The following is a 26,706-nucleotide window of genomic DNA, read 5'->3' as shown; positions in this document are numbered from 1 at the left end:
TTAGTCCCCCTTTGAGGGGCGTTGGGAATTAGGGGCTGGCCAATCGTGGCTTTCATCGGTGGCATCCCGTGCCCAGCGGTAAAAGGCGTCATAGAGTGCCATGCCAGCATCCAGTTGTTGGAGGTCGTCGCGATACATACGCGATAATCCCAGTGATGCGGCGAGAAGTCCCGCAGCTTCCGGGGCCAGATCATGTCGGTTTGTATCTGCGCCGCGGACTATTGTTGCCAGTCGCTTGAGAGATTCTATTTCAAGGCAGAACTCCTCAATCATCGTATCGAATGTGCATTTCTGGCCACGATGGCTCCAATATACATCTTCAACATCAAAGGGAGTGGCATTGAACTTTTCTGCGACGTCCAAAACTTCAGAGGCTGTTACATAGAGAATTTGGGCATTGCGGTCGATAAAGCGGCGGATTAACCAGGGGCAAGCCAAGCGGTCAATCTTTGGGCGTAATCTGGTCACCCATACGGTTCGTCCATCGATGTTTCGGTCGGGAATCTTGTCTATAGGAACCAGCGGATTGTTTGCTTCTTTCCAGCCGAGAAATCCTCCTTCCAGACTTTCCGTTCGTACACCATGGTCACGCAAGATAGCGGCCGTTCCCTGACTGATCTTTTTTCCTTTGTGACAGCTTACGACCACATGCTGATTATGCAGGGATGGTGCCAAGGCAGCGATATTCTGAAAAGGGTAACGAAAAGATTGAGGAATTAATCGTGGATCTTCTGCAAAGTCTTCGTCAATCCGCAAGTCGATAATAACCGGAGAGTCCGGTGTGCCGACGAGACGTGACAATTGAGATATTTTAATTTCATTCGGTGATGGCATAGCGCATCCTCTCACACATTAGGTGTTGAATTAGGATGCGAAACTTAGGCTGTCGCCTCACGGGGTGTTCGCAACCCCATGTCATAATTCTACGCGGTTATTTACTAAGGTCAATCGTGCTTTGATGAAATTTTAAGTTTGGAAATTGAATAAGGGCCTTAGCTGGAACTAAGGCCCTTGTTCTTGTTCGGAAACCCTAGAGGGTTAACCAAGCCGTAAAAGCATACCCCGATAGGATTGCCCCAAAAAGGCCGAGCAGAAGATAGAGGATGAAGACTGGCTTTTTGACCAGTGCGTATACCCCCATTGCGGCCGGAATTGACGAGACTGATCCTGCAAGCATAAAGGTCATGCCTGTGCCTGCGCCCATACCGAGTTCAATCAGGCTGTTGATGGTTGGGATAGCGGCATAGCCGTTCAGATATGCCGGAATACCGATGAGAGCCCCAAGTGGAATAGACCACCATTGCTCATCCCCAAAAAGAAGGGCAACTTTATCAACAGGCAAATAAGCGACCATCAGGCTTTCGAATAAGAAAGCGAGTGCCAACCATTTGAAAAGGAACCAACCATTGGTCATGGCCTCGGTCTTAAAGGCTTCAGTTCGTTTGGGATCCTGCCAGAATTTCCAATAAACAGTTGTGTTTGGTTTTTTGTCACCATCTTTTTGATCGTCGCCACAACTTGTGGCGCATGATGATCCACATCCACTTGCTGTTTGCGGACGCATGATTTCCTGAAAATAACCTGCCCGAACCATCAAATAGGCAATAATGCCGCCTGTCGTTCCCATCAAAAAGGCAGCGATGGTTTTGAAAGTTGTGAACTCCAGACCAAAAACGGCGCTGGTCAGAATAAACATTTCCGGATCCATCAGGGGAGAGGAGATCCAGAATGCCATAACAGGAGCCAGAGGAACACCGGCACGGAGTAGGCCGGCAATTAAAGGAATAACTCCACAGGAGCAAAAGGGAGATAGTGTGCCAAATAATGCAGCAATGCCAATGCTGACTAAGGGGTTTCCTGATGTTGTTGTATTGATCTTACTGTCGAGGTTACTTGCCTTTGTATAGGCCGCAACACCAATAGAAAGAGCAATAAAGGGAAGGATGGCAACAATGTTCTTTACGGCAAAGACGATCGAAGGCCATAGCTGGTTTTGATCAAGAATGGCAATCAACGCGAGGGTGAGAAAAAATGCGAGGATAACCTTATCCAGCCGCAAGCTGTTCCATTTTGTGATTTCAAGGAAAGACATTACATTACCTTATTTCTGTAATTATCGAAATATTTTCACAAGCTTTATTCAACATGATCTCTTCTTTTAAATTATATTCTTATTCGTTCCGGGCTTAAGCTCTGAGGCTAAGCTTCTTGAAGCCCTTTGCAGCAATCTTCCATCAGATACTCCAACAGACTGTTTGTCAGTTGATAATCCAGTCGGCAACGCAAAACCCGACCTTCGCGCGACTGGATCAAAAGGCCAGATGTCATCATGTGGGAGATATGGTGTGAGAGTGTGGAATGCGGCATATCCAGTTCTTTTTGAATGTCGCCAACAGCAAGCCCTTCGTCCCCGGCTTTAACCAACAGACGGAACATTGCCAGGCGTGCCGGGTTACCTAGTTTTGAAAGACAGACTGCTGCTTTATCCAGTTCCATATCACCCTCAGACATTATTTCTGCATTTATCGAAATAATGTCTGAGGGACTGTTTGTCAAGCTCATGTTCAGTGCAGATGAAACCAAAAGGTGGTAACCAACTGGCAATAGCATCGGGCTCGACGAAGGCTCAACAGATTTTTTTTCGCGTTTTTCTGTGAAGACACGGTGTAAATTGATCTTATTGGCTATAGCCATAGTTCCTTGACAACGATCCTATTGTCAAGTGGGAGTATTTAAGTAAAGCAGACTTCAAAGAAAGCCTTAATTAACGGCAGGTGTTGGGACAAACCGACCAAGTTCGGCCAGTCGCGGATAAGCTATTCTCAGCCTACTGGCAGACACTTTCGGTTAACGAGATAATTGCCTTGTTAAAATTGAAATTCGTCCAAAATCATACTCATTATAAAATCTGCCCCAAGCATCCTTTCCTTGCCTTGGTACTACATTTCCATCCAATATCTCCTTCACACCCGCCAAGGCTATAGGGAGAAGGTTTTTCTCCAAACAAGAAGTGTTATGAGACGGCATAAGAAAATCGATTTCGTCGTAATATTGCATGAGCAGTTCATAGCTATGAGACAATTCTTCTATATCCCCACCATCCAGATGCGACCAAACAGCACCATGAAGCAATATGTCACCTGTAAAAAGGATGCGGTCATTCTGCTCCAGTAAACATATATGGTCTGATGCCTCGCCGGGTGTATGTAAAACCTTCAAGCAAATATCGCCGAGTTCTAATATATCTTCATGCTTAATCCACCGTGATACCTTGAATGGTGGCAATGTTGTGCTTGCAAGTTCAAAGCTGCGCGGCCATGGCGGGGTCACGAATTTCTCGTCGAGAAGCTCTCTGACAAAATCTTCTTTAAGCGCACCATTCTGCGAAACATTTCGCGAGTTTGGGTGATCGAACATAATGATATCGGAAAACTGATGATTGCTACCGAGGTGATCAAGATGTGTATGTGTGTTAACAACTGTAACAGGAAGATTAGTGAGTTGTTCAACGACTCTGCTTAAATTTCCAATTCCACAACCGGTATCAATAAGTACGGCGTGTTGCTTGCCGACCAACAAATTCATGACGGTGTGCTCATAGTGTCGCGGCTCAGATATAGTATATAGCCTATTACTGACTTTCTGAACATCGAACCAATCATCATCAACTGCAACAATCTGCGGTCGATGGATAATAGTTTCATCCTTTTGTCGTTGTGTCATAGTATTTCAAGTCACCCATATTCTAAGTTTTGATTGTGACAAAAATGGAAGGCAAAAATCAAAATCATGCCCACATTGGGCTCAATGCCCGTATTCGTCATATTTTCTCGAACGGCTGCTTAGGAGAAGGCAAGCAAAATCGTTCACTTGTTAGGTGCTTATCATTTCTATTTTATTAATCTCCACCGTGTACATGGTTCCTTACGGGGTCGGTATACACCGCCACATTATGGGCTTCGTTGGGAAACTGCCTCATTGTCACTCCACAAGATTGAATAATAAGTCTCAACGATCCTTACTAGGTCAGCATCCCTTCGTCCCGGCAGGAACTATCCGCATATGCGGAATTAAAGTTCTTTCATTTATGGTGACTGAGGTTTTACCTCACCATATTCAAATTAAATTGAACGGCCGTCGAAATGCGTTGGCGACAATTCAGAAGGCTTAACATCTTTGAGGGTGTTCACATTAATCGCCGCTATCTTGGTTCCGTCCGGCATTTGACCGTAAGAGAAGCTCTGAATTCCACATATTTTACAGAATAAGTGAGCAATTTCACGTTTGTTAAACCGGTATTCGGTCAAGTTTTCTGCGCCGTTATGCAGGATGAATTTGTCCCGTGGAGCAAAGGCCAACACGACACCCAGTGGTTGGCATCTTGAACAGTTACATGTGATCGATTGATCGAGATTAACGTCAACTTCGAACAATACTGCACCGCATTGGCAGCCACCAGAATAGTGTTTTTCCATTTTCTCTACTCCTTTTTATCAGTGCCTGATCATTAAGATGATCCACGAGAAGCAAGGGTTTCCTCTAATTTTCAGCTCATAAATGAGGTCGATTGTTGTCGTTTTGTTTCCAATCGATAGTCCGCTTGGCTTCGTTCTTTTTCGGCAATGGTGGGGCAGGCTCAATCGGCCAAGCGGCGATTGATATACTCCAGAGGTATTGTTTCTTTCATCGCCTCTATTGTTCGTAAAAGTGCTTTTGGGTCGATTTTGTTTCGAACAGGTGCAACAAATATCTCTTTAGATGGTCGACGCTTTTGCGTGCAATCGCGAGATCGCCTGTTGCCTTTGCAAGTATGAAGGTACCCTGCAAGTACTGCTTGAGTGTAAGCGGCGAGGCTGGCAGATGTCCAGTCAGCTTTGATACCTTTTGCCCTCATCGCTGCATTAATATCGGGTTCGAACGTTGCAGCGTGATTGAAGATACTTGTTACGCAGGCATCTCGGATAGCTGGATACGCGCCATAGACCTCCTGCGTCACCTGCGATCATGCGCTTTCAGAGCTCTATATACCCAATTCACCAGATATCCAGTTCACTGGTCGAAAAGATCGGAATAGTTGTGATAAGGGGCATCACCTGGCTCAGGATTGTGTTTGACCGGTTGATCATGAGCTTCGTGAACCAGGTGAATTAAGTAATCTTGTTTTGAAGTTTTCTGTATTTGAAGACCTTCGAGGCCATCAGTTTAATTTGTCCAAATGGCAGGGTTTTCTTGATGATGTTGTAGTGAACAAGGACATGAATGTGTTCGAGAGTAAGGCGATTAAGCTGTGGGCGGCTTTACTGCGTTCAATGCGGGCATGAGTTTCGAATTGATTTCTTGTATGTAACATGAGGATCTCCTTTTTCCTTAAAAAGAACTATCCCATGATTAATTTGTTTGTATAATTGGCGTAGTTTGAATAACACTTTTCAAAGTTTTTGTATAATGCGTCTTGATGATCTCAGGTTTTTTGTACGTGTGGCAACGTTGGCTAATCTTTCTGCCGCAGGGCGGGAGTTCGGTCTGTCTCCTTCTGCAGCCAGTGCCCGGCTGGTTACGTTGGAAAAATCTGTTGGCAGTCAGTTGATGTCGCGGACTACCAGATCCCTAGCTCTGACTGAAGCAGGGCATATTTTTAAAGAGCATGCTCTGGCTGCGCTTAAAGAGATTGATGCAGCTCTCTGTCAGCTCGATGAAAAGGCTGCAGAGCCCAGTGGTTCTCTACGAATATCCTGCAATATGTTTTTTGGCCGGAAACATATCCTGCCTTATCTCAATGAGTTTAGGGATCTTTACCCCAAAATTACTTTGGAGATGAGTTTTTCTGACCGTTTGGTGGATCTGATTGAAGAGGGGTATGATCTTGCTATTCGTGGGGCAAAGTTACCGGATTCAACCTTACGTGCCAGAAAATTGGCGGGAAATCCGAGAGTGCTGTGTGCTTCTCCTGAATATATTGCTCGTAAGGGAGAACCGAAAACACCGAGTGATTTGAATGAACATGATTTCGTGGGGGTGAGTTTTATGCCTTATTGGTATTTCGAAGGCCCAAAAGGAGAGATTAGTTTTGATGCGACCTCTTCCATCATGGGAGATTCAGGTGATTACGCCTATGATGCAGCGCTGTATGGTATGGGCTTAACTGTGAAATCCGTGGCCCATGTATGGGAAGATCTACGCGACGGGCGTCTTGTGGAGTTGATGACAGATTATCCGGTAGCACGTAGTGGAGAAATTTGGGCTGTTTATCCTCCGGGTAATTTCACACCACCAAAGATTACGGCCTTTATCGATTTCCTTCGCGAAAAATATGGATCGCCTCCATATTGGGAAACGGATTATCGAATAGAGCCGTAGAAATTGTCATAACAATGGGTAGCTAAAGCAGATATCTAAGAGGTTTTCATTTTAAATCTGGGGCAGGACAACTATTTTGGAGAAATTAAAGCGAAATAATCATTATGTATCAAAATTTTATTTAGATAATTGGGCTAATGGTAAAAATGTCTTATGGCGTTACAACCTTTTAGTGCCTCATGAAAATGTTCGCCTCTGGAAAGATTATCCGCCTAATGTATTAGCACGTCAAAGAGATTTATATACACGTGTGCAATCTGATTTTGATAATGATGATATTGAACAATGGTTTGATAAAAACTTTGAAGATTTATCCGCTGAATCAATATCCAAAGCAATTGCTGGTAAGGCTTTAACTTATGAAGATTGGTCAAATATTATTAACTACCTTGCCATGCAAGATGTTCGTACACCAGCCAGATTAACTGAGCATCTTGAGCGATTACATCAATCTCTACCTTCGATTATGGAAAATGTACTAGGAAAGCTTGAAGGTAAACTAAGGCAAAGAGAGTTAATAGAGCCAAGAAAAAGAACTAATCGTGAGTATGGGTTAGTTGATTTACCAATGAAGGTACTCAAAACGCCTCATGAAAATCCGGATTTAATCAATATAGGTGTAGAGGTTACTCCGGGACGAGGAACATGGTTACATTCAATCAATCATTTACTCGAGAAAACATCTAAAGTTTTACACACTCATAAATGGACAGTTATGCGTCCGGCCGAGGGAGTGACATGGCCTACAAGTGATAATCCTGTTATTAAGCTGAATTATTATAGTGAAGGTAATTATGATTTTAAGGGCGGATGGGGAAGTTCTGGGACAGAAATTTTATTTCCGATCAGTCCACAGCATATTATCTACACAAAAATAGGTGAAAAGCCTCCAACAAAAGGAAATCGCTTTAACTTTAAAACATCATTGTTGATTCGTAAGTTTATTATTGAAGCTGCGCATCGAATGATCATTTCAAGTGAAATAGAAGATGATGTTTTGAAAATTAGGCCAAGAGTTGTTAATGCTCAAATGTATGCCGAGGAGCAAGAACAGTGGCGAGATTGGCATAATGCGCAGTCAAAGGTGGAAAGATATTATGAAAACAAAGGGTAGCCAATGGCCGCCCTTTGCTCAAAAATGAAAATCTCTGAGAGATTAGTCTGCTTTTCCACCGCGTTTGCTGGACCACTCATTTGGGTTGCTCAGGAATGACCGCACGGTGACAAGGTTGTCACTCTCCAGATAGCCTTTTTCTTCGGCGACCTTCAGGGCGTCCCACCATGTGGCGAGAGCATGAAGTGTCACGCCTTCTTTTGCCAGATCACTCACAGACTGTGGGTAGATACCATAGTGGAAGAAAACAAAAGTATGATCGCATTTGCCGCCAGCATTGCGGATGGCTTCAACAAAGTTAAGTTTTGAGCCGCCATCTGTTGCTAGGTCTTCAACCAGAAGAACACGGCTGCCTTCTGCCATGTAGCCTTCGATCTGGGCATCACGTCCAAAACCTTTTGGTTTTTTACGGACATAAAGCATGGGCAGACCCATACGTTCTGCGATCATTGCAGCAAAGGGGATACCAGCTGTTTCGCCGCCAGCAATGGCATCGATGGATTCATAGCCAATATCGCGTTGGATCAGCTCGACTGCCATATCCATCAGTTTGGCACGTGCGCGGGGAAAGGAAATAATTTTTCGGCAATCAACATAGACGGGACTGATACGACCAGATGTAAAAGTAAATGGATCTTCCGGGCGGAAGAGAACAGCTTCTATTTCCATTAGAATTGAGGCTGTTGTTCTGGCGGTTTCGGTGATCTTGCTCATCGCTTGTCCGGTCCTTGGGTCAGTTGCCAATAGCTTTTGCTTCATCGCTACACGAATAATTCGGACCTATTTACCTCTTGCTTAGCCTTGCTGCAATATTTTTCCCGTTTGGATGAGGTTGGTCAAAAAACATTAATGTAAGCCATGGCGCCATATGATGTGACTGGTTATCCTGTTATCAAGCCGTGTTTGTCAAAATAGTCCTGTTGGTGAGGGAAAATGTCTCAAGGTTCTCAAAAAGATAATCAGGAAAATAATAAAAATACTGTTCTTGTCTGGCGCGATGGAGATGTAGCGACGGTTGTTTTGAACCGTCCAGAGAAGCTTAATGCCTTTAATCTGTCAATGTGGCAGGATCTCGGGACTGTTATGCTTGAACTCGGGTCTGATGAAACCTTGCGATGTGTTGTTCTACGCGGTGCCGGTGGGAGAGCCTTTGCGGCAGGAGCGGATATTGCAGAGTTTAAAAAAGTCCGCTTTTCGTCAGAACAGGCCGCTGACTATTCTAAGCCAATGGATCGGGCTGCGGATGCTATTCGTGATTGCCCACACCCTACCTTAGCCTTCATTGAAGGGGCTTGTATGGGCGGCGGGTTGGAAATTGCGGCGCAGTGTGATCTTAGAATAGCCAATCAATCAGCCAAGTTTGGTATCCCGGTCAACAAAATTGGCAATGTACTGCCTTATCCAGCGATGATTGCTTTGGTTGATCTGGTTGGGCGCAGTGTGACGATGGAACTCCTTTTGGAGGGGCGAATTTTCTCGGCAGAAGAAGCCTATACAAAAGGTCTTGTTGGCAGGGTCGTTGAAGATAATATCGCCGAAGCCGAAGTATATAATTCAGCGCGACGGATAGCCGAGGGCGCGCCGTTGGTTGCGCGGTGGCACAAGAAACATGCGACCCGGGTACAAAACCCGTCACCGTTGACGGCAGAAGAATTGACACAACCATTTCTTTGCTGTGATACCGAGGATTATAAAGAGGGCATTGCTGCTTTTCTTGAAAAACGGAAGCCTCAATTTAAGGGAAAGTAGAAGTTCGTAGAGGCGAGTTGTATTCGAGCCAAGGAGGTTAATTGTACTATCAGTCTGTTGTGCAAGTTTTAGTCTCTATCTTTATATCAATAAAAGTGTATATACTTGATCGGCCTGATCGGAAGTTGTTCTTTTCCGGTTTTTTGTGTTTTGAATTGGCTGGTGTGTATGTATCAAGTTCTGGATCTGGAAGAGATCCCAGAGAATTCTCCGGTATCCTATATGGCTTCCTATTATGAAGGGTTGCCAAAATTACAGCTAAAAGATTCTGATCAAATTCCTTTACCTCAATGGTCTGATTTTAATCCGCTTGAAGTGCGTAAAATATTGCCCTGGACGATGGTTATCCAGCGGGATGGCGCCAGCCCATCCGGTCATATCATTAAACTTGAGGGTGAAAGAATAATTGAAGCCTCGGGTGTTAATTCTATGGGGCAGAGTCTGGCCGAGGCCTTTGATCCAGATATGGCTGAAATTAAATGGCGGGAAATGGAAGACGTTGCGCAGCAACGTTGTACATCTTTCACGCTTAGCCCCGTTCCCAGATCAGACCGATCCTTTATTGACCTCTATCGTGGATGTTTCCCCTTCTGCGATGAGCAGGGCGATGTTTGCCGCTTGGTGATTATTATTGCGCCTTTAAACGATATCGTTCGGTAGTTTGAGATTTTTTATAATATTTTCATAACGGCTTCGCCGTGACCGATCAGCTGCCCATGCTGGTTTTTGACATCACATGATAAGAACTTGATATGCTTTCCGCCACCTTTCAGGATGCCTGTTGCGAGTAATTTATCCCCAACGTTGGCTGCGGCAGTAAACTGTGTATTGAGTGAAAGTGTTACGGCGCGACGGCGTTTTGCGGGATCTGGATTGTGAATGAGGGTATAACCGCAGGCTGTGTCAATCAGAGTTGCAAGAACACCGCCATGCATGATGCCGGCACTGTTCAGATGACAATCTGCAATTGTCAGCGCAATACTGGCTGATTCTTCAGCCCATTCGGCAAGACTATAGCCCATGTGTTGTCCGAAGTTACTGATGCTTTCTTGCGTATCTGATGTGCTCATAGCTGTCTCTTTTATGAAATGTATTTTGAAGAGGTGTGTCGGTTAAAAATTATCTTTTACGGGCAGGATGTTCGTATTTTTCACTTCTTCCATAACAACGTAGCTATGGGTTTGAGAAACCCAAGGGGTTGCAGCGAGTTTATCACCCAAAATTCCTCGGTATTCAGCCATGTCAGCAGCGCGTACTTTTATCAGGTAATCAAACCCGCCAGAAACCATATGACATTCCAGAACTTCTGGGATCTCCATCATGGATTTTTTGAACTCTTCGAAGGCAGCAGATGTTGTTCGCTCAAGTGTGATCTGGACATAAACCAATAGGCTTGCATTAATCTTTACCGGATTGAGCGTTGCCATATATCCTTTGATATAGTTGCTTTGCTCTAACCTTTTTACCCTCTCAAGACAGGGCGTTGGGCTTAAGTTTACACGTCGGGCAAGCTCTACGTTTGAGACCCGCCCGTCTTCCTGCAAAACACGCAGTATGTTTCTATCTATTCGATCCAGCTTTTTTTCACTCATGTAGATTATATATCTGGAAAATGTGAAATTTTCTAGAGAAAATATTGTATATTATGTTAAAATGGCAGCATATATCGCTGTATATGGTGTAGATTCATCTCAGATATGAATATGAAATGCGCGCCTGAACGCGATATCTGGGATTAATGAAATGATTATCGATAAAGAACTGGCAAATGCCACGCCTTTAATGACGGCCCTACGTCTTGCTTATCGTATGGATGAAACGCAAGCCGTAACAGATCTTGTCAGTGCACTGGATTTACCGAGTGATGCGCTGGATAGAATTTCGGCAAGGGCTCGTGATCTTGTAAAGGAAGTTCGCAAGTCCCGTGTCGGGCAGGGCGGTATCGATGCTTTCATGCACGAATTTGAACTCTCTTCTAAGGAAGGTGTTGTTCTGATGTGTCTGGCCGAGGCATTGCTTCGGGTTCCAGATAGCGGGACAATCGATAAACTTATTCGTGACAAGCTTTCGTCGGCAGACTGGGAAGCGCACCTCGGGCACAGTGATTCCATGTTTGTGAACGCTTCGACTTGGGCCTTGATGCTGACAGGCCGTGTAGTGAAGATCAAAACAGAAGAAAACAATGATTTTTCTGGTTTGTTCCAACGGATGGTTCAAAAAAGTGGTGAGCCAGTTATTCGCAAGGCTGTGCGACAGGCGATGAAAATATTGGGCCGTCAGTTTGTTATGGGGCGGGGCATTAAAGAAGCGTTGGATCGGGCTGTTGATGATGAGAAAAAGGGCTATCGTTATTCGTACGATATGCTTGGTGAAGGCGCACGTACGATGCCTGATGCTGATCGTTATTTTGAAGCCTATCGCACCGCTATTTCCGAAATTGGAAAAGCAGCAGCTGGCCGGGGTGCTATCAATTCACCCGGTATTTCTATCAAGCTATCGGCTATTCATCCTCGTTATGAATTTACGCACCGTGCGCGGGTAATGAGCGAAGTCGTTCCGCGTCTGAAAGAACTGGCTCTGGATGCCAAGCGTTATGACATTGGCTTAACCGTCGATGCAGAAGAAGCTGATCGTCTTGAAATTTCACTGGACGTTCTAGAGGCAGTTTCCGGCGATCCGGAACTTAAAGGATGGAACGGTCTTGGTTTGGCGGTACAGGCTTATCAAAAACGAGCGCCTTTTGTGATTGATTGGTTAGCTGACATGGCTCATCGTCATGGACGTCGCTTGATGGTTCGTCTGGTCAAAGGTGCTTATTGGGATACAGAAATTAAAGTGGCACAGGAAGAGGGGCAGGAAGGTTACCCTGTTTACACCCGCAAGGTTTCCACGGATGTTTCCTATTTGGCCTGTGCGCGTAAGATGCTCAACGACCCGGAAGCTTTTTATCCCCAATTTGCGTCACACAATGCGCATACCGTTGCTTCGATTATGGAAATGGCCGGGCCGGAACAGGATTTTGAATTCCAGCGCTTGCACGGTATGGGCGAAGCTCTTTACGATCAGGTTGTTGGCAAAGCAGGAAAAGGTTATCCGGTTCGAATTTATGCCCCTGTGGGTAGTCATGAAGACCTATTGGCTTATCTTGTTCGGCGTTTATTAGAAAACGGAGCTAACTCATCTTTTGTGAACAGAATTCAGGATGAAAAACTTCCAATTGATGAAATCATAGCTGATCCAATTCTGAAAGCACGTAACCTGTTTAACATTCCACATCCACAAATTCCTTTGCCGTTGCACCTTTTTGGTACCGAGCGTTTAAACTCAAAAGGGCTGGATTTGTCAGATGCTGTTCAACTGTCAGAAATTGGTAAAGAAGTTCAGAAGTTTGCAAACGAAGGATGGCACGGAGCCCCGATTATTGGTGGTGTTGAGCAAACAGGTGTTACTCATCCTGTAACGTCGCCAAATGATCGGCGAAACAAAGTTGGTGAAATTGCCTGGGCTTCTACGGAGCAAGCTGAGAACGCGTTGGCCCGGGCAGATCGTGCCTGGTGGGGGTGGGATCAAACCCCTGCAACAAAGCGCGGTGATTGCCTGGACCGAATGGCAGATTTACTGGAAGAAAATACCGCAGAATTAATCGCATTATGCATGCGTGAAGCGGGTAAAACAACGGCGGATGCTATTGCTGAAATCCGCGAAGCTGTTGATTTTTGCCGCTACTATGCCGTGAAATGTCGCCAGGATTTTGGGGACCCTCTCGTGATGCCTGGACCAACAGGCGAGCGAAATGAACTGTCTATGCACGGACGGGGCGTCTTTCTGTGTATTAGCCCGTGGAACTTCCCGCTGGCAATCTTTCTGGGGCAGGTGTCTGCTGCCTTGGCTGCGGGTAATGCCGTGATTGCCAAGCCTGCGGAACAAACAGGACTGGTTGCTGCAAAAGCGATCAAACTCTTTCACCAGGCTGGCGTTCCTGGTGATGTTCTGCATCTCTTACCTGGCGATGGTCCAACCGTTGCAGGGCCACTATTGGCTGATGATCGTGTTAAGGGTGTTGCCTTTACCGGATCAACAGAGACTGCAAAGCTCATCCAGCGAGCCCTTGCCGCCCGGGAGGGGGAAATTGTGCCCCTTATTGCAGAAACTGGCGGGCAGAATGCGATGATTGTTGATTCAACAGCATTGCCCGAGCAGATTGTCCGGGATGTGTTGGCATCTTCTTTCCAATCGGCAGGGCAGCGCTGCTCTGCTTTGCGTGTTTTATTTTTGCAAGAGGATGTCGCTGATAAGATTCTTACCATGCTTGCCGGGGCAATGGATGAATTGACCGTGGGAAATTCGGTTCAGCTTTCAACAGATGTGGGGCCCGTGATTGACGAAGATGCCTTGGCTATGCTGAATGCACATATTTCGCATATGAAAACTCAGGCAAAAGTTATTCGGGAATTATCTTTGCCACCGAGTACGTCAAACGGATCATTTGTTGCACCAGTTGCGTTCGAGATAGAAGGGCTTCATCAGCTCAAGCAAGAAGTCTTTGGGCCGGTCCTGCATGTTATTCGCTACAAGGCGTCAGAACTGGATAGCATTATTGATCAGATTAATAATTCCGGCTTTGGCCTAACACTGGGTATTCACAGTCGTATTGACGAGACAGTGGACTATATTGCGCGTCGTGTCCGGGTGGGAAATACTTACGTGAACCGAAATCAGATCGGTGCGATCGTTGGGGTGCAACCTTTTGGGGGAATGGGGTTATCCGGTACGGGACCAAAAGCCGGGGGACCACGCTATCTGCATCGCTTCGCAACGGAACATTCGATATCGATTGATACAACAGCAGCGGGCGGAAATACCTCGCTCATGACGCTTTGATGTTTTTACATTAGCGATCGAAAGCCCGGTTGTTGTCCTTATCTGGATGGTTGCCGGGTTTTCTATTGCCTTACGTATCTTATGAACTATCTTGGTGTTGCTTTTTCCATAGCGCGCATGAAGAAACGGATACGCAATTTGCACGAAGATGATCTGACAGAGTTTGTACAAGCTGCTATTCGTGCGGATGAGAAGCCTCTCTGGTTTGCTCAACCTCGATTTTCCCATGTTTGGAAACAAGAATACGTATCTGCAATCACAAAGTTTTTTCTATACGGCATGATAATTGCTGCCTCGCTGAACGTTCTTATCTTCATTTTTTTGGGTCTGTCGACGCTGATGAGTATTGTCATGGCTGTTACCCTGGGCGGCATTATCCTCAGGCTTTGCTGGATCTATTATTTAGGGCGTAGATTGGTTTATGTAGTGACTACCAAACGTCTGGTTTTCTTTCTAGAATCAGCAAAGCCGATTGAATACAAATCCTATCTATTGAACGCTATTGGAACATCGGAACGCATCAAAGGCATTGATGGATATGACGATGTTATTCTGCCAGGCATTCAGGACCGTTTGTTGGGCGTATCTGAAGGTGATGCGGTTGAGAGTTTGATCGCCGATCATCAACACTCGTAACCTCTTATGCTAGCAACTGGAATTTAACATTTCTTGGGTGATTTTAGTTGCCTGTGAGGGGGCTGACCATTCTATGAATCTTGATTCGCTTGGTAGAGGTGGGAATGTTTTGTCGGAAATTGCAGAAAAGATTTCCCGGTAAATATTTACGATATTGAATTCCGTCTTCTCGTACTTTGCAAATGCTAATCGGATGCTTGCAACGTTTGTATAAACTGCAAAGAAAGTCGTCATTCTTTCGGGTAAGCAGGATAAACTACTACTTTCTTGATGCATATGGGCACCGGGGCCATGGTCGCCATGTATAAGCACGATCAACGGCTGGTCACTCGGAATGTCTGTGAGTTGCTTCAGCAGTGCTTTTTCTACGTATAGGGCCTTTTCACGGTATCCGTTAATGTAAGTTTTCTGTTTCTTTTTCGATCCTTTGGTGTAGTGAGAACCATCGCTCAGATATACTGCGGACGTTTTTATCGATGTGCCGTCTCTTGAAATGGTAAAAGGAGGATGAGGGGCTAAAAGATGTTGATAGTAATAAAAAGGCGGTATCAGATTTTGTAAGTTTTCTGGCTTCAAGGCAGATCTGAGTTGTTGATTGTGTATATCTGCAAGCAGGTCTGGTCTATGCCTCACCAAACTGGTTTCCAAGCCTGTTAGCCATTGATGATCCGGATTTAACTCTGTTGCATTGTCAAAGTCGACGTACGCATACCCTGATTTGGTATAGGTATAATCATATCCGTTACTGCGTAGTATCTGATGTGTAGGGCCATTTGTTATGGTTTCTCCCAAACGGTAACGATAATGCTGCGGATTATCACCCTTATTTGGTAAGTCGATGTAGCCGCCAGACATAATCGACGCCATAGTGAACAGTGTTTGATTGAACGGTGTTATGGCCTTTGGGAAAATCTGAAAGCCCCGTCGTGTTAATTCATCATGAAAGCTTTGATTGTCATGGCCGTAAAGGTCGTTCAAAATTTTTGAAGATCCGTATCCATCAAGTACAATATGGATAATTGAGGGCTGTTGTTTTATCGATATTTTCTCTAGCGATGGTGAGGATGTTTCGACAATCCCGCCATGGGCATAAACATTCTTTAAAACGGGATAAAGAACGGTCGGAAAAAGAAATATGCCCAGAATATTGGACAGGATGACTATTTTTTTGAATGGAATTTGGCGGTCTAGTATCCAAAAAACAAAGAGTGATACGATCAATATGGATGGATATATCGGGCCGCTAAATAATTTTAAACCAAAGGCAGAAAGAATAACAATAATCATTGCTGGAATATTATTCTGTCGAATGAATTTGCCCGTTATCCAGAATAAACTAACGACAATACCTAGGATTACCAAAGCTGCTCTGTGTGCTTCTTCTATTGGATAAATTCCAGAAAATCTCATATAAGGGATGCATGCAAGAAGCAGCGCTGGTCCTATAGGGAGTAAGAGAATTCGCTGCACTTTTAGACTCGTTTGTACCAGTATAATGTTCGACCATTTTTTGTGATTTCGTTTGTCTTTACGATTGCAGCACAATCAGATAGTGCACTTTCAAAAGATGATTGTGTGTAATGCGGAAATATATCTTCCCTCATTGAAAGCATGGCCTGAACAGTTGGATCCGATTTATCTACAAACTCTATAATCCCATTTGGGGCAAGAGATACAAGCCAGTTGATAACTTGTGGTAATGGAATATTCTTCCCTATGGCGAGATGATGCTCAAATGCGAGAGCTAAAATTGCATCCGGGCTTGCGCGTTCAGCAAATCCCACTCTTTCCGATTGTTGCCAACCTTGATTGGGGCTTGGATTAGCGGCATCCAGATATAGGGGCAATAGGTTTAGTGATTTGTCTGTTGCCCGTTTGAAAGCTTTCTCAATTGCTATTTTGTCAAAATCAAATCCGATGCTTTGATGTGCGCCTGCCTTGAGCGCTACCTCCGAGAATGCACCACTGTTACAGCCAATATCATAGATGAGTTCTGGCTTGGTTGATTGGATGAATTCGGTAATGAATTCTGCTTTGAGTTTATTCTCATTGTCGTCGTAGGTGTTGTCTTCAGCATAACTACCCCATGTGCTGTTATTCATATTCTTTGGTTGAAGAGTAGATATCCATTTTTTAAGTTGGACTAGTAAGCTTTTGTAGGTTGCTTTCGCGATTCCTTTTCGCTCACTTATCTTTTTAGTACCTGATAGTTGTGTGTTTCTTGCGCGTGTTTGAAAACGAGCCGGGAGCACGACATGGCTGAGGATATTAAGCGAAAACTTATGTCGTAGCCGAAGAATCTTGGACAGGTCCTCGTTGGTGATACCTTCCTGTGCTCCCCGAAACCAAGAGTTATGGGGAATATCTAATTTCGCTCTTAGTAATAAAGGATTTAAGAACTGCTCACAAAACTGACGGTGCCCAACCCAATATTCCCTGTCCGTATAGGGTTTAAAGGAGAGGTGATCAATGAAGATAGGTTTCGAGCTTACAAATTGAACATTATATGCGCTAGCATCTGTAAGAACGATATCTTTTTCCAAGGCTTGTATGGCAATAGAGAGGTGCAATAAAGCAGCCTCTTTTAAAAGGCTAAAAGGCCACTCGTAAGGGTAAGATATGTAATCCAAACGCTTGTGTTCCAAAACATATTCGGCGTGGGGGAATAGTTTGGTTATCTCTGGATCGTGAACAATTTCATAAGGCACAAGATCTCCTGCATCAGCCAAAGCTGTCAAAAAGCCTGTCGCATGAACTTTCGAGAATGCAGACGCCCCGTATTGGGTTACCGTTCGGAATATACGGCCTCCTAACTCATGAACCTGCCCGGCAGGGTCACGAAAAGATCCGTCAAGTATGGCTGGTTTTGTCACTTGGTATTGCTGTTGCTATCGTTTGGTTCTTTGTGAAAAATTCGATTGAAAAAGGCTTTTACTTTTGCCCAGTATAGCGCACCAAAAGTTGCTGCGGCTGCAATCCCTCCGATGATGGATTGAATGATAATGCTGCCTGTCCCAGGATCAAGGTAAGCATAAGCAGGTTGTGCAGTATTCAAGAATACAACAAAAAATCCTACCAATTGCAGGGCCTTGGAATAATTCATCACGAACACACTTTCATCATCCATTCCGGTCATCTGGACCAGTTTGTTTAATATTCTTACAGCAAAAAAAAATACCAAGATTTGGCTAAGTCTTTTCTGTGCAAATTTTCTAATATTTAGCAGAAGATATTTAAGATAGTATTTATAACGTGCCGTATTTTATTTAATGATCATGTGTTTTGATGTGGATCTTTAAAGGGTAGAAGCGCGAATGTATTTGTGCTGTGTTCGTCGTACGTAACTCTGTTAGCTATGTCATTCTCTTGGTTATTTCTACCTCGACTTTCTCTGCGTCGTATATCCCTTTGAAGCCTTTTTTTACTTCGTGAACGGATCTCTTGCCTGACGAATTCCCGTTTCGATCATTGTTGGAAATGGTCGTAATTAATGTTTTTGTGAAATAGACATTCCCGGTTCCGTCGCTGTTTTCGGCGTTTTCTACAAATTCCAGTTTATCCAGATCATAACTTTCAACAGATTTGTCTTTGTAATCGTTGATAATCAACAATCGCTTGTCCGTAATTGCGTAGTAGGTTTGTTCCGCACGTTGTCTGGCTTCAACTGGTTTATTCAAGAGCTTTCGGGCTATGAAAAGAAGCGGTAATGCAAAAAAGACGAGTGCGAGTGCGGGTAAATTCCCACTGGAGAAGCTTGTGTATATGACGCCGAGTATCCATAAAACGATCAAACTGATTATAACTTTTCCGGCAATTGCGGCTTTGATTTTCTTTCTGTAAAAACGCTCGCTTACTGGGCGATCCGCCCAAATCAGTTGTTCATTCTCAATAAGTTCGGAACGGGCGCGTTCCAATGGATCGTTACTCAATCTGATAAAATCCGTGTTTATAGGTTACCAAAGCTCTTTTCCTAAGATTTACCTATACGTTATTTTGTTATCCATAGCTATATTGAACACGGAATAATTCTTGCTATCACAAGGGAAGGTTTCTAAATTGTGCGAAGAGCTGTTGAATTATTGTGGTGTGGGGGCGAACCTGATTTCCCATGTTGCTGATCTTAATCCGCATAAACAAAATACTTTGTTACCCGGAAGTCGTATCCCCGTTATTGCGCCAACAGAAATCGCGAAATTCAAACCGGATTATATCTTGATACTGCCTTGGAATCTCAAGGATGAAATATCATCGTCTCTATCCTATGTAAGTGATTGGGGATGTAAATTCGTTATACCTGTACCAACGACAGAGGTGATTTCTTGAAGTTTGAGCAAACAGATGTTGAAGGGCTCTTATTAACTGAGCTTACGTCTTTTGGAGACGAAAGAGGTTTTTTTGCACGAGCCTTTTGTGACCAAATGTTTGCCGAGAACGGAATAGAGTTTTCAGTTCGACAAATTAATTTATCTGGAAACACGTCTCAAGGCACCCTTAGGGGGCTTCACTATCAAACCGCCCCTAAGCCAGACCCCAAAGTGGTTCGCTGTATCCGTGGTGCGGTATGGGATGTTGTTGTTGACTTGAGACAAAAATCCCCGACGTATCTCAAATGGTATGGGGAAGAACTGACCGCAGAAAATCGCAAGGCTTTGGTAATACCCGGCGGCTGCGTCCACGGATTTTTGACCTTAGAGGATGATAGCGAACTACTCTATTTAATGGGCGAGGAGTTTGTGGCCGATTTGGCTGGCGGACAGCGATGGAACGATCCGGCATTTGCGATTGAATGGCCTTTTGAACCAAAGATTATTGCCGACCGTGACGCAAATTACCCTGATTATATTGTTTCATGAGCCGTATTCTTGTCACAGGTGGGATGGGATTTATCGGCCAACATGCAGTCAAGGCATTGGAAGCTGCAGGGCATGAACTGATTCTCGTTACCCGAAAGGAAACCGGAACGAAGTTACCGAGTGTTTTATATGGTGATCTTCTTAAAAAGGGTGAGCCAGAGAGAATAGTCAAGGAAGCACAAGCTGAGTATTTACTTCATCTGGCTTGGGAGACTGAGCACGGCCACTTTTGGAATGCGGAAAGCAATTATCTCTGGAAAAATCAAAGTATAGATCTTGTTACTTCTTTTTGGGAAGAGGGTGGACGCCGTGCTGTTTGTGCGGGCAGTTGTGCGGAATATGATTGGTCCGAGGAAACCTCGGCAAGTCCTTTGGATGAGTACCATAGCCCCTTGCTTCCAAATACTGTTTACGGGCAATGTAAGGTAGATTGTTATCATACGCTTGAAGGTTTAAGTGACGAGGATCACAGTTTTGCGTGGGGGCGAGTATTCTTGCTTTATGGGCGAGGAGAGATACACACACGATTTGTGCCTTCTATTATTACGGCCTTACTTCGGGACCATGAAGCTAAGATGTCATCTGGCTCTCAAGTTAGAGATTTTTTGGATAGCAGAGATGTCGGGCGTGCTTTTGCTGCTTTAACGATGGCGAATGTTGAAGGAGCTGTTAACATTTCAAGTGGTACAGGCATTCGGCTAATTGATGTTGCACGGATTATCGGAGAGCTCATTGGCAAGTCAGACTTGTTAAAGCCCGGTGCCTTTCCTGACAGACTTGGTGAGCCTCTTAATCTGGTTGGTGTAAATCAACGCTTAAGGGGTGATGTTGGTTTTGTTCCTGTATATTCTCTTGAAGAGGGATTGTTTGATACGGTTCAATCTTTGAAAAAAGAATTGCAGAAAGGAGATAAATTTTGCGCCGGCTGAAGAACAAAATTCGCAAGATATTTGGTCTTAAGAGGAAGCGGGATCGTCTACACAATAGTATCTCTGTTGGGCGGCACACCTATGGGGTGAATAAAAATATCATTGCAGGCGCATCTGATGATGCTCCTGTAGTTTTTGGTGCTTTTTGCTCAGTTGGTCCTGATGTTTCTTTCTTTGCAAAAGTTGATCATCCCACTGACCTCGTATCGACGTTTCCTTTTAAAACGCTGATGATTGATCCTGCAAAAGGTAACAGAGATGCAGTTACAAAAGGTGGGATAACGGTTGGTAATGATGTTTGGGTCGGAGCACGAGCTTTGATTATGTCCGGCGTGACGATTGGCGATGGAGCGATTATCGGTGCAGGAGCCGTTGTAGCAAAAGATATTCCAGCTTATGCAATTGTCGTCGGAAACCCATGCAAGGTAATTAAATATCGTTTCAGTGAAGACAAAATCAAAGAATTTCTGGACATTAAATGGTGGGATTGGCCAGATGAAAAAATACACGCCGAGGAAGAGTTTTTCTATGGTCCTGTGGAAGATTTTTTAGAACGCCATAGAGGAAGTTAACCAGAATCAAAAAGCCCGGATCACAGACCCGGGCTTTTGCTTTAAATCTTTGTCCGCAGGTGGAAAGATTTCGGACGGGTCAGATGCTCGTATGCGACCTTTGACAGGCTACAACCGCGGCCAGAGTTCTTAACACCAGTCCAGGCAAGGGCTGGATCAAGATAATCACACCTGTTCATGAACCACGTACCTGTATTAATATCATCACCGATTGCCAAGGCAGCGTCTGCATCTTCGGTCCAGATAGAAGCGGTCAAACCGAATTCGCTGTCATTCATCAATTTGATAGCCTCTTCATCGGATGAGACTTTCATCACGCCGACAACCGGTCCAAAGCTCTCTTCGTTCATGACACGCATGGAATGGTCAACGCCAACGACGAGTTGAGGTGCGAGATATGGAGTGCCTTCTTTATTAGCAGCAAAGAAACCTGGGTCAATCAGGGCTTCTGCACCTGATTTAACAGCTTCTGCAACTTGGCCACGTACAAATTCAGCTGCGCTTGTTTTAACCACTGGACCCATGTTGGTGTTGGTATCTGTCGGGTTGCCAAGTTTATATTGCTTGAGGAGGTCAACAGCACCGGATACGAAGTCATCATAGACAGAATCGTGTACGTAAATGCGCTCGATACCACAACAGGATTGGCCAGAGTTAAACATGGCACCATCGACAAGGCTTTCGACTGCATAGGCAACATTTGCATCCGCACGCACATAGCCCGGATCTTTACCGCCAAGCTCAAGACCTGTGGCAATGAAACGCCCGGAAGCTGCTTTTTGGATGGCGTGCCCGGCAGGGACTGAACCAGTGAAGTTGACAAAATCAACACCATCAGAACCGATTAGTTTAGCGGCACTATCATGGCTCATATGAAGGTGCTGGAAGACACCGTCTGGCAATCCAGCTGCTTTGAAGGCTTCACTAAAACGTTCTGCACAAAGTGGTGTTTGGGCTGCATGCTTCAGAAGAACTGTGTTGCCAGCCAAAAGGGCAGGAACAATACAGTTAACTGCTGTCATCAATGGGAAGTTCCATGGTGCAACAACAAAAACAACACCGAGGGCTTCTTTGCGGATAAAGCGTGTGAAGCCTTCTTTATCTCCAACATTCTGATCAGCCAGTGATTCCGGGGCAATATCGATCATATAGCGCGCACGTTCTTCAAAACCACCAATTTCACCGGGGGATTGAGAGATCGGGCGACCAATCTGCCATGTGATTTCTTCGGCAATGGCATCTTTGTTGGCAACGAAGTAATCAACTGCCTTGCTTAATAGGGCTTGTTTTTCATTGATAGGTACTTTGCGCCAGCTTCTTTGGGCCGCAACGGCTTTATCCAGCGCGGTCTGAATTTTGCTATCGTTTGATAGCGGACGTTCCACGTAAACAGATCCGTCTACGGGGGAGATACATTTTAACAATTGGCTCATGGAAGGGGCTCTCCTTGGTGTTGTGGAGTATTTTGTGAGACCTTATTAAAGGGAAGTTGAGCCTGCGACAAGATGTGCCAGAGGAAGCCCAGATATGCGTTTTATGCATGGCTCTACGCAAAAAATGCATGGCTAAATTGGCATGTAACCGCAATTATTTAATTTTTTATCGTTTATGAAATTATATTATCAGGAGTTTCTGTTCGCCTTTTTAATGTGGATTTTCTTTGAGTAGCGTGAGGACGGCGTCCATGAAAGGCGCAACCGCAGGGGATATTCAAAGGACTGGGAAGCTCTCTAAATAACAGTGATGTGGTGCTCAGAAATGTTTCGTGAGTTTCTATAGTGGATAGAGATATTTTTATTTAGAGCATATTTTATTATATTGTTATAAAAGGAAAATTTTGAAAATTTTAAGAATTAATAAATCGTTAATGATAAAGATTTATGTTAAATTAAGAAAATATATTGTCGGAGCATGTAGCTCTATCCGCATTCTTGACTTTGAAATTCAAGATTCGGACGACCTCAGGAGGAGAAAATGGCTCTTTCCGCACTAGGCTTACTACAACAAGGTCTTGAAACCCTTCGTGGTCTTCGGGGACAGGAACTCGCTGACCAGAACGGAGCTAAAGGCAAGAATGCTGAAAACGCTACCGGGCAGTCATCTCGCCCTGTGATTGATGATCCTATTGATGTCCCACAAAATTTTTTGCGAAACAGTGATCAAGGGGATGGTGCACAATCAGGCGCCTTGTCTCCCTCAGAAACTGTTCAGCGCACTTTAGGGGCCGCACTTGATTCTATCGTGGGAACACTTGCAGAAGTGTTCGAGCGGTTAGGCAATACAAAAGAAGCTGCTTTGGAATTTGCACAGAATCTCGTGAATTCAATTAAAGAGTCAGCAAAAAATTCTGATGAGTTTAGTTTCTCTTTTGAACAGTCTGTTGCTTCAAGCTCAAGAACAGCAATTTCCTACGCTGGGGCTGATGGTGTTGCGTCAGGCACCAGAGAACAAAGTTATCTGGCTGTCCAGTCTCTAGATATTTATGTAAATAATACGTCAGGCGAATTGTCGTTTAACTTTGCATCTGTGCAAGCAGAAATCACGCGCACAACGGTAGTGGCGCAGTCTGGTTCTGCCGCTGGGGCAAATGCTCTGCTTGGAAAAGTTATGAACGGATTGGAAGGAGGTAACCTTCTCGAAGCCGGAGAAAATCTGTTGCTTGATAATCAAGGACAGGGTCTTGGTGAGTTGATTAGTAAACTGGTTGCTCCGCCGCAGAAGGACATAGAGAAAGAGAACGAAAATGTGCTCGAACCTCTCTTTAAAGACGGTCCGCTGCTGACAATTCGTGACCGGGAAGAAATTCCGGCAAAAGAAAATGGAGCGGATGCACTAACTCGTTTGAAAGCGGATTTACTGGTACCGATCGGTCAACTCTTTAACGGACCTCGCGGCCCTGAATTTGAAGGGAAAGACGGTGTTCGGCAGCTTCTTGCTGAAACCTTTGGTGGCGATAACAATAGAACGGATGTTAATGCCTGAATAATAAGTTTCGGGAGAAATCCCGGGAAGCAGTGTGCATGTGTTGTGCACCTATGGGCAAATCAAGGGGCTGTTTGTTTCAGTCCCTTGATTATTGTTAGCCTAATAAAAATTCAGGGCCTTGCTAATAACCCTCCATCCACAACCAGTTCTGTGCCGGTGATATAACTGGCTTTATCCGATAGAAGAAAGAGTGTTGCATCAGCTATATCCTGGGTTGTTCCTGCACGTCCAAGCGGAATAATGCTTTCGGTCAGGCGCTGAATATCAGGGTTTTTAACCCACCTCTCCTGCATCGGTGATACTGTGGGACCTGGCAGGATTGAATTTGACCTGATGCGATCTTTGGCACCTTCCAATGCAACTGTTTTGGAGAGGGAAATAATACCGGCTTTTGATGCTTGATAGGCGACTTGTGGTTTGTCATCTCCACGCATAGCCTGAACAGAGGCTATGTGAACCATTGCACCCGATCCTTTTTTTCGCATGTAAGGAAGCGCGTGACGACAAGTAATAATCATAGATTTCAGGTTAATTTCCATGACGCGATCCCAAGCGTCCAAATCGACTTCTTCTGTCGAGCGATCTTTATCAAACCATAGAACGCCAGCTGCATTTACAAGGTAATCTATACGTCCGGTTTTTGTATAAGCATTCCCGATGACGCCTTTAATAAAGCCGGAATCAGTTACATCGCCTTGTTCAAAGGAAATCAAGTCTTTGTTGATGTGTTTCTTGAGGTTGGTAGAGGCAGGTTTGATATCTATAAGAACAACATGCGCTCCCTTATCCGCGAGATTGAGGGCAATATTTAGCCCCATACCACCGGCGGCACCTGTGACAATGGCTGTTTTTCCTGAAAAGCTCATAGGGATCCCATCAAATAGTGGTTGAGTTTGGAAAACTTTGTTTTTCTGACGCATAAGAGCTTCTTGTCGTGCTGTAAAGCCTTATGGTCAAGACGACTTACTTAAGGTTCATCAAGCGTTCAATACGGAGTGATGTTGCCGGATGTGTTGACGTAAGGTCGCTTGCAAGCTCGCTGAAAGATCTGTTGGGGTTTATAATAAAAAGGTGCTCAGTCGCGGCATTCTTTTCTTTTAGATGTGCGTGTCCCTCAATTTTACTCAGGGCAGAAGCTAATCCTTTTGGGTTTCGCGTTAACTGCGCCGCTGTCGCATCGGCGAGGTATTCCCGTTCTCGCGAGATTGCCATTCTAACAAGATAGGCGACAAGGGGGGCAAGAATAGCAGCAAGTAGCCAGACCACGCCAACAATTAGAATCAGTGCGCCTTGGTTGCCTTTCTTACCTTTTCTGGAACTTGATGAAGCACCGGAATAAAAGAACAGTCTACTGATCCTCAGCATAATTTCGGCAAAAACGGCAATTAACCCAGCACCAACAGCGACGAGGACCGCATATTGTACATCCCGGTTCAGGATATGTGCCATCTCGTGCGCGATGACGCCTTGAAGCTCATCGCGAGACATCACATCATATAGGCCTGTGGTCACTGTTACTGATGCTTTGTCAGGACGTAACCCGGTTGCAAAGGCGTTTATTCCAGCGTCTTGTATTATATAAACGGCAGGTTTGGGCAGGCCAGAGGCAATTGCCATCTCCTCAACCACGTTGTGCAAATCTTCATAAGCTCTGGTATCTGCTTCAATTGCACCATTCATACTAAGCAAAGTTTGGTCGGCGGCAAAGTAGGTCCAGATCAAGGCCAGTATAGAAAAAACAATCATTCCGGCGGCGGCAGATATCCCCCAATCGCTTATTGCTGTTAATTTCAATAGCTCAATAACACTGGCATCATAAGGGGCCACGATTAACGCGGGGTGTGTGCCCGTGAAAATTTCTGCTGCCCAACCGGAAATATAACCAAGAAAAGTGGCTGTAAAAATCATAATCAAGCACAGAATAAACGAATTTCGCTTGTTCCGTGCCTGTGCAGATTTAAAATCAGTTGAGATCAGAGCAAGAGTATCTGAGGACATCAATCAAAACCTTGGAGAGAAGGTGATATCCTAAAAGGATACTTTGGGGGGCTCCTGAGCCGCTTTGCGCGTGGTCTCGTCTAGCTCCCAAAGATCTTCAAGCTTGAACTTGAAAAAGGAAGCAAAAATGTTTGAAGGGAACTGTTGGATACGGTTGTTCTGGGCCGTTGTGATATCGTTGTAGTGCTGGCGGGCAAAAGCAACTTTATTTTCGGTCGATGTTAGCTCTTCCGTAAGGTCGCTGACGCTCTCTTGTGACTTGATGTCAGGATAGTTCTCCATGACGGCGAGCAAATTTGCCGTTGCATTGGAAAGAAGATTATTGCTTTCGATCGCTTCGCTTTTGGAATCTGCATTGTAGGCACGGGTTCTGGCCTCGGTCACTTGGGTTAGGACATCTTTTTCATGGGCCATAAAACCCTTTACGGTTTCAATAAGGTTGGGGATCAAATCCAGGCGGCGTTTCAGCTGTACGTCGATCTGCTTCCAAGCATTTTCAACAGAATTACGACCAGCAACGAGTGCATTATAAACGGAAACGGCGTAAAGTCCGGCAACTACACAAACGCCAAGAACAATATATTCAATCATGATCCCCCCAACGGATAAAATGCTTTGATGAGCTTTAAAGC

28 protein-coding genes are annotated in these 26,706 nt (G+C 44.8%); 11 read left to right on the top strand and 17 right to left on the bottom strand.

The window, feature by feature from the left end; genetic code table 11:
- From BKB51_RS04645 to BKB51_RS04620, 6 genes are all read right to left on the bottom strand, one after another.
- The gene (locus BKB51_RS04645; protein ID WP_085899899.1) at window positions 1–834 is read right to left on the bottom strand and encodes a chromate resistance protein ChrB domain-containing protein; all 834 of its coding nucleotides are present in this window, start codon (window positions 832–834) and stop codon (window positions 1–3) included.
- A 196-nt stretch (window positions 835–1,030) separates the two neighbouring features.
- Entirely contained in the window at window positions 1,031–2,092 is a 1,062-nt protein-coding gene (locus BKB51_RS04640) for a permease (protein WP_085899898.1), read from the bottom strand.
- A 107-nt stretch (window positions 2,093–2,199) separates the two neighbouring features.
- Window positions 2,200–2,694 (bottom strand): ArsR/SmtB family transcription factor, encoded by a 495-nt coding sequence (locus BKB51_RS20870; protein ID WP_198946629.1) that lies wholly within the window; start codon window positions 2,692–2,694, stop codon window positions 2,200–2,202.
- A 153-nt stretch (window positions 2,695–2,847) separates the two neighbouring features.
- Window positions 2,848–3,723, bottom strand: coding sequence for an MBL fold metallo-hydrolase (locus BKB51_RS04630; RefSeq protein WP_085899897.1), 876 nt, complete (start codon window positions 3,721–3,723; stop codon window positions 2,848–2,850).
- 398 nt (window positions 3,724–4,121) lie between these two features.
- Window positions 4,122–4,475, bottom strand: coding sequence for a GFA family protein (locus BKB51_RS04625; protein WP_085899896.1), 354 nt, complete (start codon window positions 4,473–4,475; stop codon window positions 4,122–4,124).
- Between the two features lie 161 nt (window positions 4,476–4,636).
- Window positions 4,637–4,996 carry a hypothetical protein gene (locus BKB51_RS04620; RefSeq protein WP_198946628.1) on the bottom strand — a complete coding sequence of 120 codons (360 nt, stop codon included), beginning with the start codon at window positions 4,994–4,996 and terminating at the stop codon, window positions 4,637–4,639.
- A 449-nt stretch (window positions 4,997–5,445) separates the two neighbouring features.
- Between BKB51_RS04620 and BKB51_RS04615 the strand changes: the two genes are divergently transcribed.
- Together BKB51_RS04615 and BKB51_RS04610 are read left to right on the top strand one after the other, a co-directional pair.
- On the top strand, window positions 5,446–6,357 hold the full coding sequence (locus tag BKB51_RS04615; RefSeq protein ID WP_085899895.1) for a LysR family transcriptional regulator: 912 nt from the start codon (window positions 5,446–5,448) through the stop codon (window positions 6,355–6,357).
- Window positions 6,358–6,433: 76 nt separating this feature from the next.
- Window positions 6,434–7,471 carry a DUF4238 domain-containing protein gene (locus tag BKB51_RS04610; RefSeq protein ID WP_158090148.1) on the top strand — a complete coding sequence of 346 codons (1,038 nt, stop codon included), beginning with the start codon at window positions 6,434–6,436 and terminating at the stop codon, window positions 7,469–7,471.
- A 42-nt stretch (window positions 7,472–7,513) separates the two neighbouring features.
- Here BKB51_RS04610 and BKB51_RS04605 read toward each other — a convergent pair whose 3' ends face one another.
- Entirely contained in the window at window positions 7,514–8,185 is a 672-nt protein-coding gene (locus BKB51_RS04605; RefSeq protein ID WP_088245193.1) for an orotate phosphoribosyltransferase, read from the bottom strand.
- 219 nt (window positions 8,186–8,404) lie between these two features.
- Between BKB51_RS04605 and BKB51_RS04600 the strand changes: the two genes are divergently transcribed.
- Window positions 8,405–9,220, top strand: a complete 816-nt coding sequence (locus tag BKB51_RS04600) for an enoyl-CoA hydratase/isomerase family protein (RefSeq protein ID WP_085899892.1) — start codon at window positions 8,405–8,407, stop codon at window positions 9,218–9,220.
- A 168-nt stretch (window positions 9,221–9,388) separates the two neighbouring features.
- The gene (locus tag BKB51_RS04595) at window positions 9,389–9,880 is read left to right on the top strand and encodes a PAS domain-containing protein (RefSeq protein WP_085899891.1); all 492 of its coding nucleotides are present in this window, start codon (window positions 9,389–9,391) and stop codon (window positions 9,878–9,880) included.
- Window positions 9,881–9,891: 11 nt separating this feature from the next.
- Here BKB51_RS04595 and BKB51_RS04590 read toward each other — a convergent pair whose 3' ends face one another.
- Window positions 9,892–10,290 (bottom strand): PaaI family thioesterase, encoded by a 399-nt coding sequence (locus BKB51_RS04590; protein ID WP_085899890.1) that lies wholly within the window; start codon window positions 10,288–10,290, stop codon window positions 9,892–9,894.
- 42 nt (window positions 10,291–10,332) lie between these two features.
- The gene (locus BKB51_RS04585; RefSeq protein ID WP_085899889.1) at window positions 10,333–10,812 is read right to left on the bottom strand and encodes an Lrp/AsnC ligand binding domain-containing protein; all 480 of its coding nucleotides are present in this window, start codon (window positions 10,810–10,812) and stop codon (window positions 10,333–10,335) included.
- A gap of 151 nt (window positions 10,813–10,963) precedes the next feature.
- Between BKB51_RS04585 and putA the strand changes: the two genes are divergently transcribed.
- Both putA and BKB51_RS04575 read left to right on the top strand, forming a co-directional pair.
- Window positions 10,964–14,101: a bifunctional proline dehydrogenase/L-glutamate gamma-semialdehyde dehydrogenase PutA gene (gene putA / locus BKB51_RS04580; protein WP_085899888.1), complete on the top strand. Its 3,138-nt coding sequence runs from the start codon at window positions 10,964–10,966 to the stop codon at window positions 14,099–14,101.
- 81 nt (window positions 14,102–14,182) lie between these two features.
- Window positions 14,183–14,737, top strand: coding sequence for a hypothetical protein (locus BKB51_RS04575; protein ID WP_085899887.1), 555 nt, complete (start codon window positions 14,183–14,185; stop codon window positions 14,735–14,737).
- Window positions 14,738–14,746: 9 nt separating this feature from the next.
- Here BKB51_RS04575 and BKB51_RS04570 read toward each other — a convergent pair whose 3' ends face one another.
- The 4 genes from BKB51_RS04570 to BKB51_RS04555 form a co-directional block, all read right to left on the bottom strand.
- Window positions 14,747–16,147 carry an alkaline phosphatase family protein gene (locus BKB51_RS04570; RefSeq protein ID WP_085899886.1) on the bottom strand — a complete coding sequence of 467 codons (1,401 nt, stop codon included), beginning with the start codon at window positions 16,145–16,147 and terminating at the stop codon, window positions 14,747–14,749.
- Window positions 16,148–16,209: 62 nt separating this feature from the next.
- The gene (locus BKB51_RS04565) at window positions 16,210–17,610 is read right to left on the bottom strand and encodes a class I SAM-dependent methyltransferase (protein ID WP_125911787.1); all 1,401 of its coding nucleotides are present in this window, start codon (window positions 17,608–17,610) and stop codon (window positions 16,210–16,212) included.
- On the bottom strand, window positions 17,607–17,864 hold the full coding sequence (locus tag BKB51_RS04560; RefSeq protein WP_085899885.1) for a hypothetical protein: 258 nt from the start codon (window positions 17,862–17,864) through the stop codon (window positions 17,607–17,609). The genes BKB51_RS04565 and BKB51_RS04560 overlap by 4 nt, the downstream gene beginning before the upstream one ends.
- A 226-nt stretch (window positions 17,865–18,090) precedes the next feature.
- Entirely contained in the window at window positions 18,091–18,666 is a 576-nt protein-coding gene (locus BKB51_RS04555) for a hypothetical protein (RefSeq protein WP_085899884.1), read from the bottom strand.
- A 127-nt stretch (window positions 18,667–18,793) separates the two neighbouring features.
- Between BKB51_RS04555 and BKB51_RS04550 the strand changes: the two genes are divergently transcribed.
- The 4 genes from BKB51_RS04550 to BKB51_RS21070 are packed head-to-tail and all read left to right on the top strand — an operon-like array spanning window position 18,794 to window position 21,091.
- Window positions 18,794–19,060 carry a methyltransferase C-terminal domain-containing protein gene (locus BKB51_RS04550; protein WP_218043947.1) on the top strand — a complete coding sequence of 89 codons (267 nt, stop codon included), beginning with the start codon at window positions 18,794–18,796 and terminating at the stop codon, window positions 19,058–19,060.
- Window positions 19,057–19,590 carry a dTDP-4-dehydrorhamnose 3,5-epimerase gene (gene rfbC, locus BKB51_RS04545; RefSeq protein ID WP_085899883.1) on the top strand — a complete coding sequence of 178 codons (534 nt, stop codon included), beginning with the start codon at window positions 19,057–19,059 and terminating at the stop codon, window positions 19,588–19,590. Before BKB51_RS04550 ends, rfbC begins: the two co-directional genes overlap by 4 nt.
- Entirely contained in the window at window positions 19,587–20,519 is a 933-nt protein-coding gene (locus BKB51_RS04540; protein WP_085899882.1) for an NAD-dependent epimerase/dehydratase family protein, read from the top strand. Before rfbC ends, BKB51_RS04540 begins: the two co-directional genes overlap by 4 nt.
- Window positions 20,507–21,091 carry a CatB-related O-acetyltransferase gene (locus BKB51_RS21070; RefSeq protein WP_198946627.1) on the top strand — a complete coding sequence of 195 codons (585 nt, stop codon included), beginning with the start codon at window positions 20,507–20,509 and terminating at the stop codon, window positions 21,089–21,091. The genes BKB51_RS04540 and BKB51_RS21070 overlap by 13 nt, the downstream gene beginning before the upstream one ends.
- 41 nt (window positions 21,092–21,132) lie before the next feature.
- Here BKB51_RS21070 and BKB51_RS04530 read toward each other — a convergent pair whose 3' ends face one another.
- On the bottom strand, window positions 21,133–22,524 hold the full coding sequence (locus BKB51_RS04530) for an aldehyde dehydrogenase family protein (protein WP_085899881.1): 1,392 nt from the start codon (window positions 22,522–22,524) through the stop codon (window positions 21,133–21,135).
- A 541-nt stretch (window positions 22,525–23,065) separates the two neighbouring features.
- On the opposite strand from BKB51_RS04530, the gene BKB51_RS04525 reads away from it, so the two are divergent.
- Window positions 23,066–24,073: a hypothetical protein gene (locus BKB51_RS04525; protein ID WP_085899880.1), complete on the top strand. Its 1,008-nt coding sequence runs from the start codon at window positions 23,066–23,068 to the stop codon at window positions 24,071–24,073.
- A 113-nt stretch (window positions 24,074–24,186) separates the two neighbouring features.
- Here BKB51_RS04525 and BKB51_RS04520 read toward each other — a convergent pair whose 3' ends face one another.
- From BKB51_RS04520 to BKB51_RS04510, 3 genes are read right to left on the bottom strand one after another with little or no spacing between them, the layout of a single operon-like run.
- Entirely contained in the window at window positions 24,187–24,996 is an 810-nt protein-coding gene (locus BKB51_RS04520; protein WP_198946626.1) for an SDR family NAD(P)-dependent oxidoreductase, read from the bottom strand.
- Between the two features lie 43 nt (window positions 24,997–25,039).
- A complete protein-coding gene (locus BKB51_RS04515; RefSeq protein ID WP_125911786.1) occupies window positions 25,040–26,074 on the bottom strand; it encodes a M48 family metallopeptidase in 1,035 nt (344 codons plus the stop codon).
- A 30-nt stretch (window positions 26,075–26,104) separates the two neighbouring features.
- Window positions 26,105–26,665 (bottom strand): LemA family protein, encoded by a 561-nt coding sequence (locus BKB51_RS04510; RefSeq protein ID WP_085899879.1) that lies wholly within the window; start codon window positions 26,663–26,665, stop codon window positions 26,105–26,107.
- Between the last annotated feature and the right edge of the window lie 41 nt (window positions 26,666–26,706).

The organism is Kiloniella majae (genome assembly GCF_002118315.1).
GTDB classification, from domain to species: Bacteria; Pseudomonadota; Alphaproteobacteria; order Kiloniellales; family Kiloniellaceae; genus Kiloniella; species Kiloniella majae.
The sequence above is the reverse complement of the archived record's forward strand: the minus strand, read 5'-3'. Positions and strand labels throughout refer to the sequence as shown.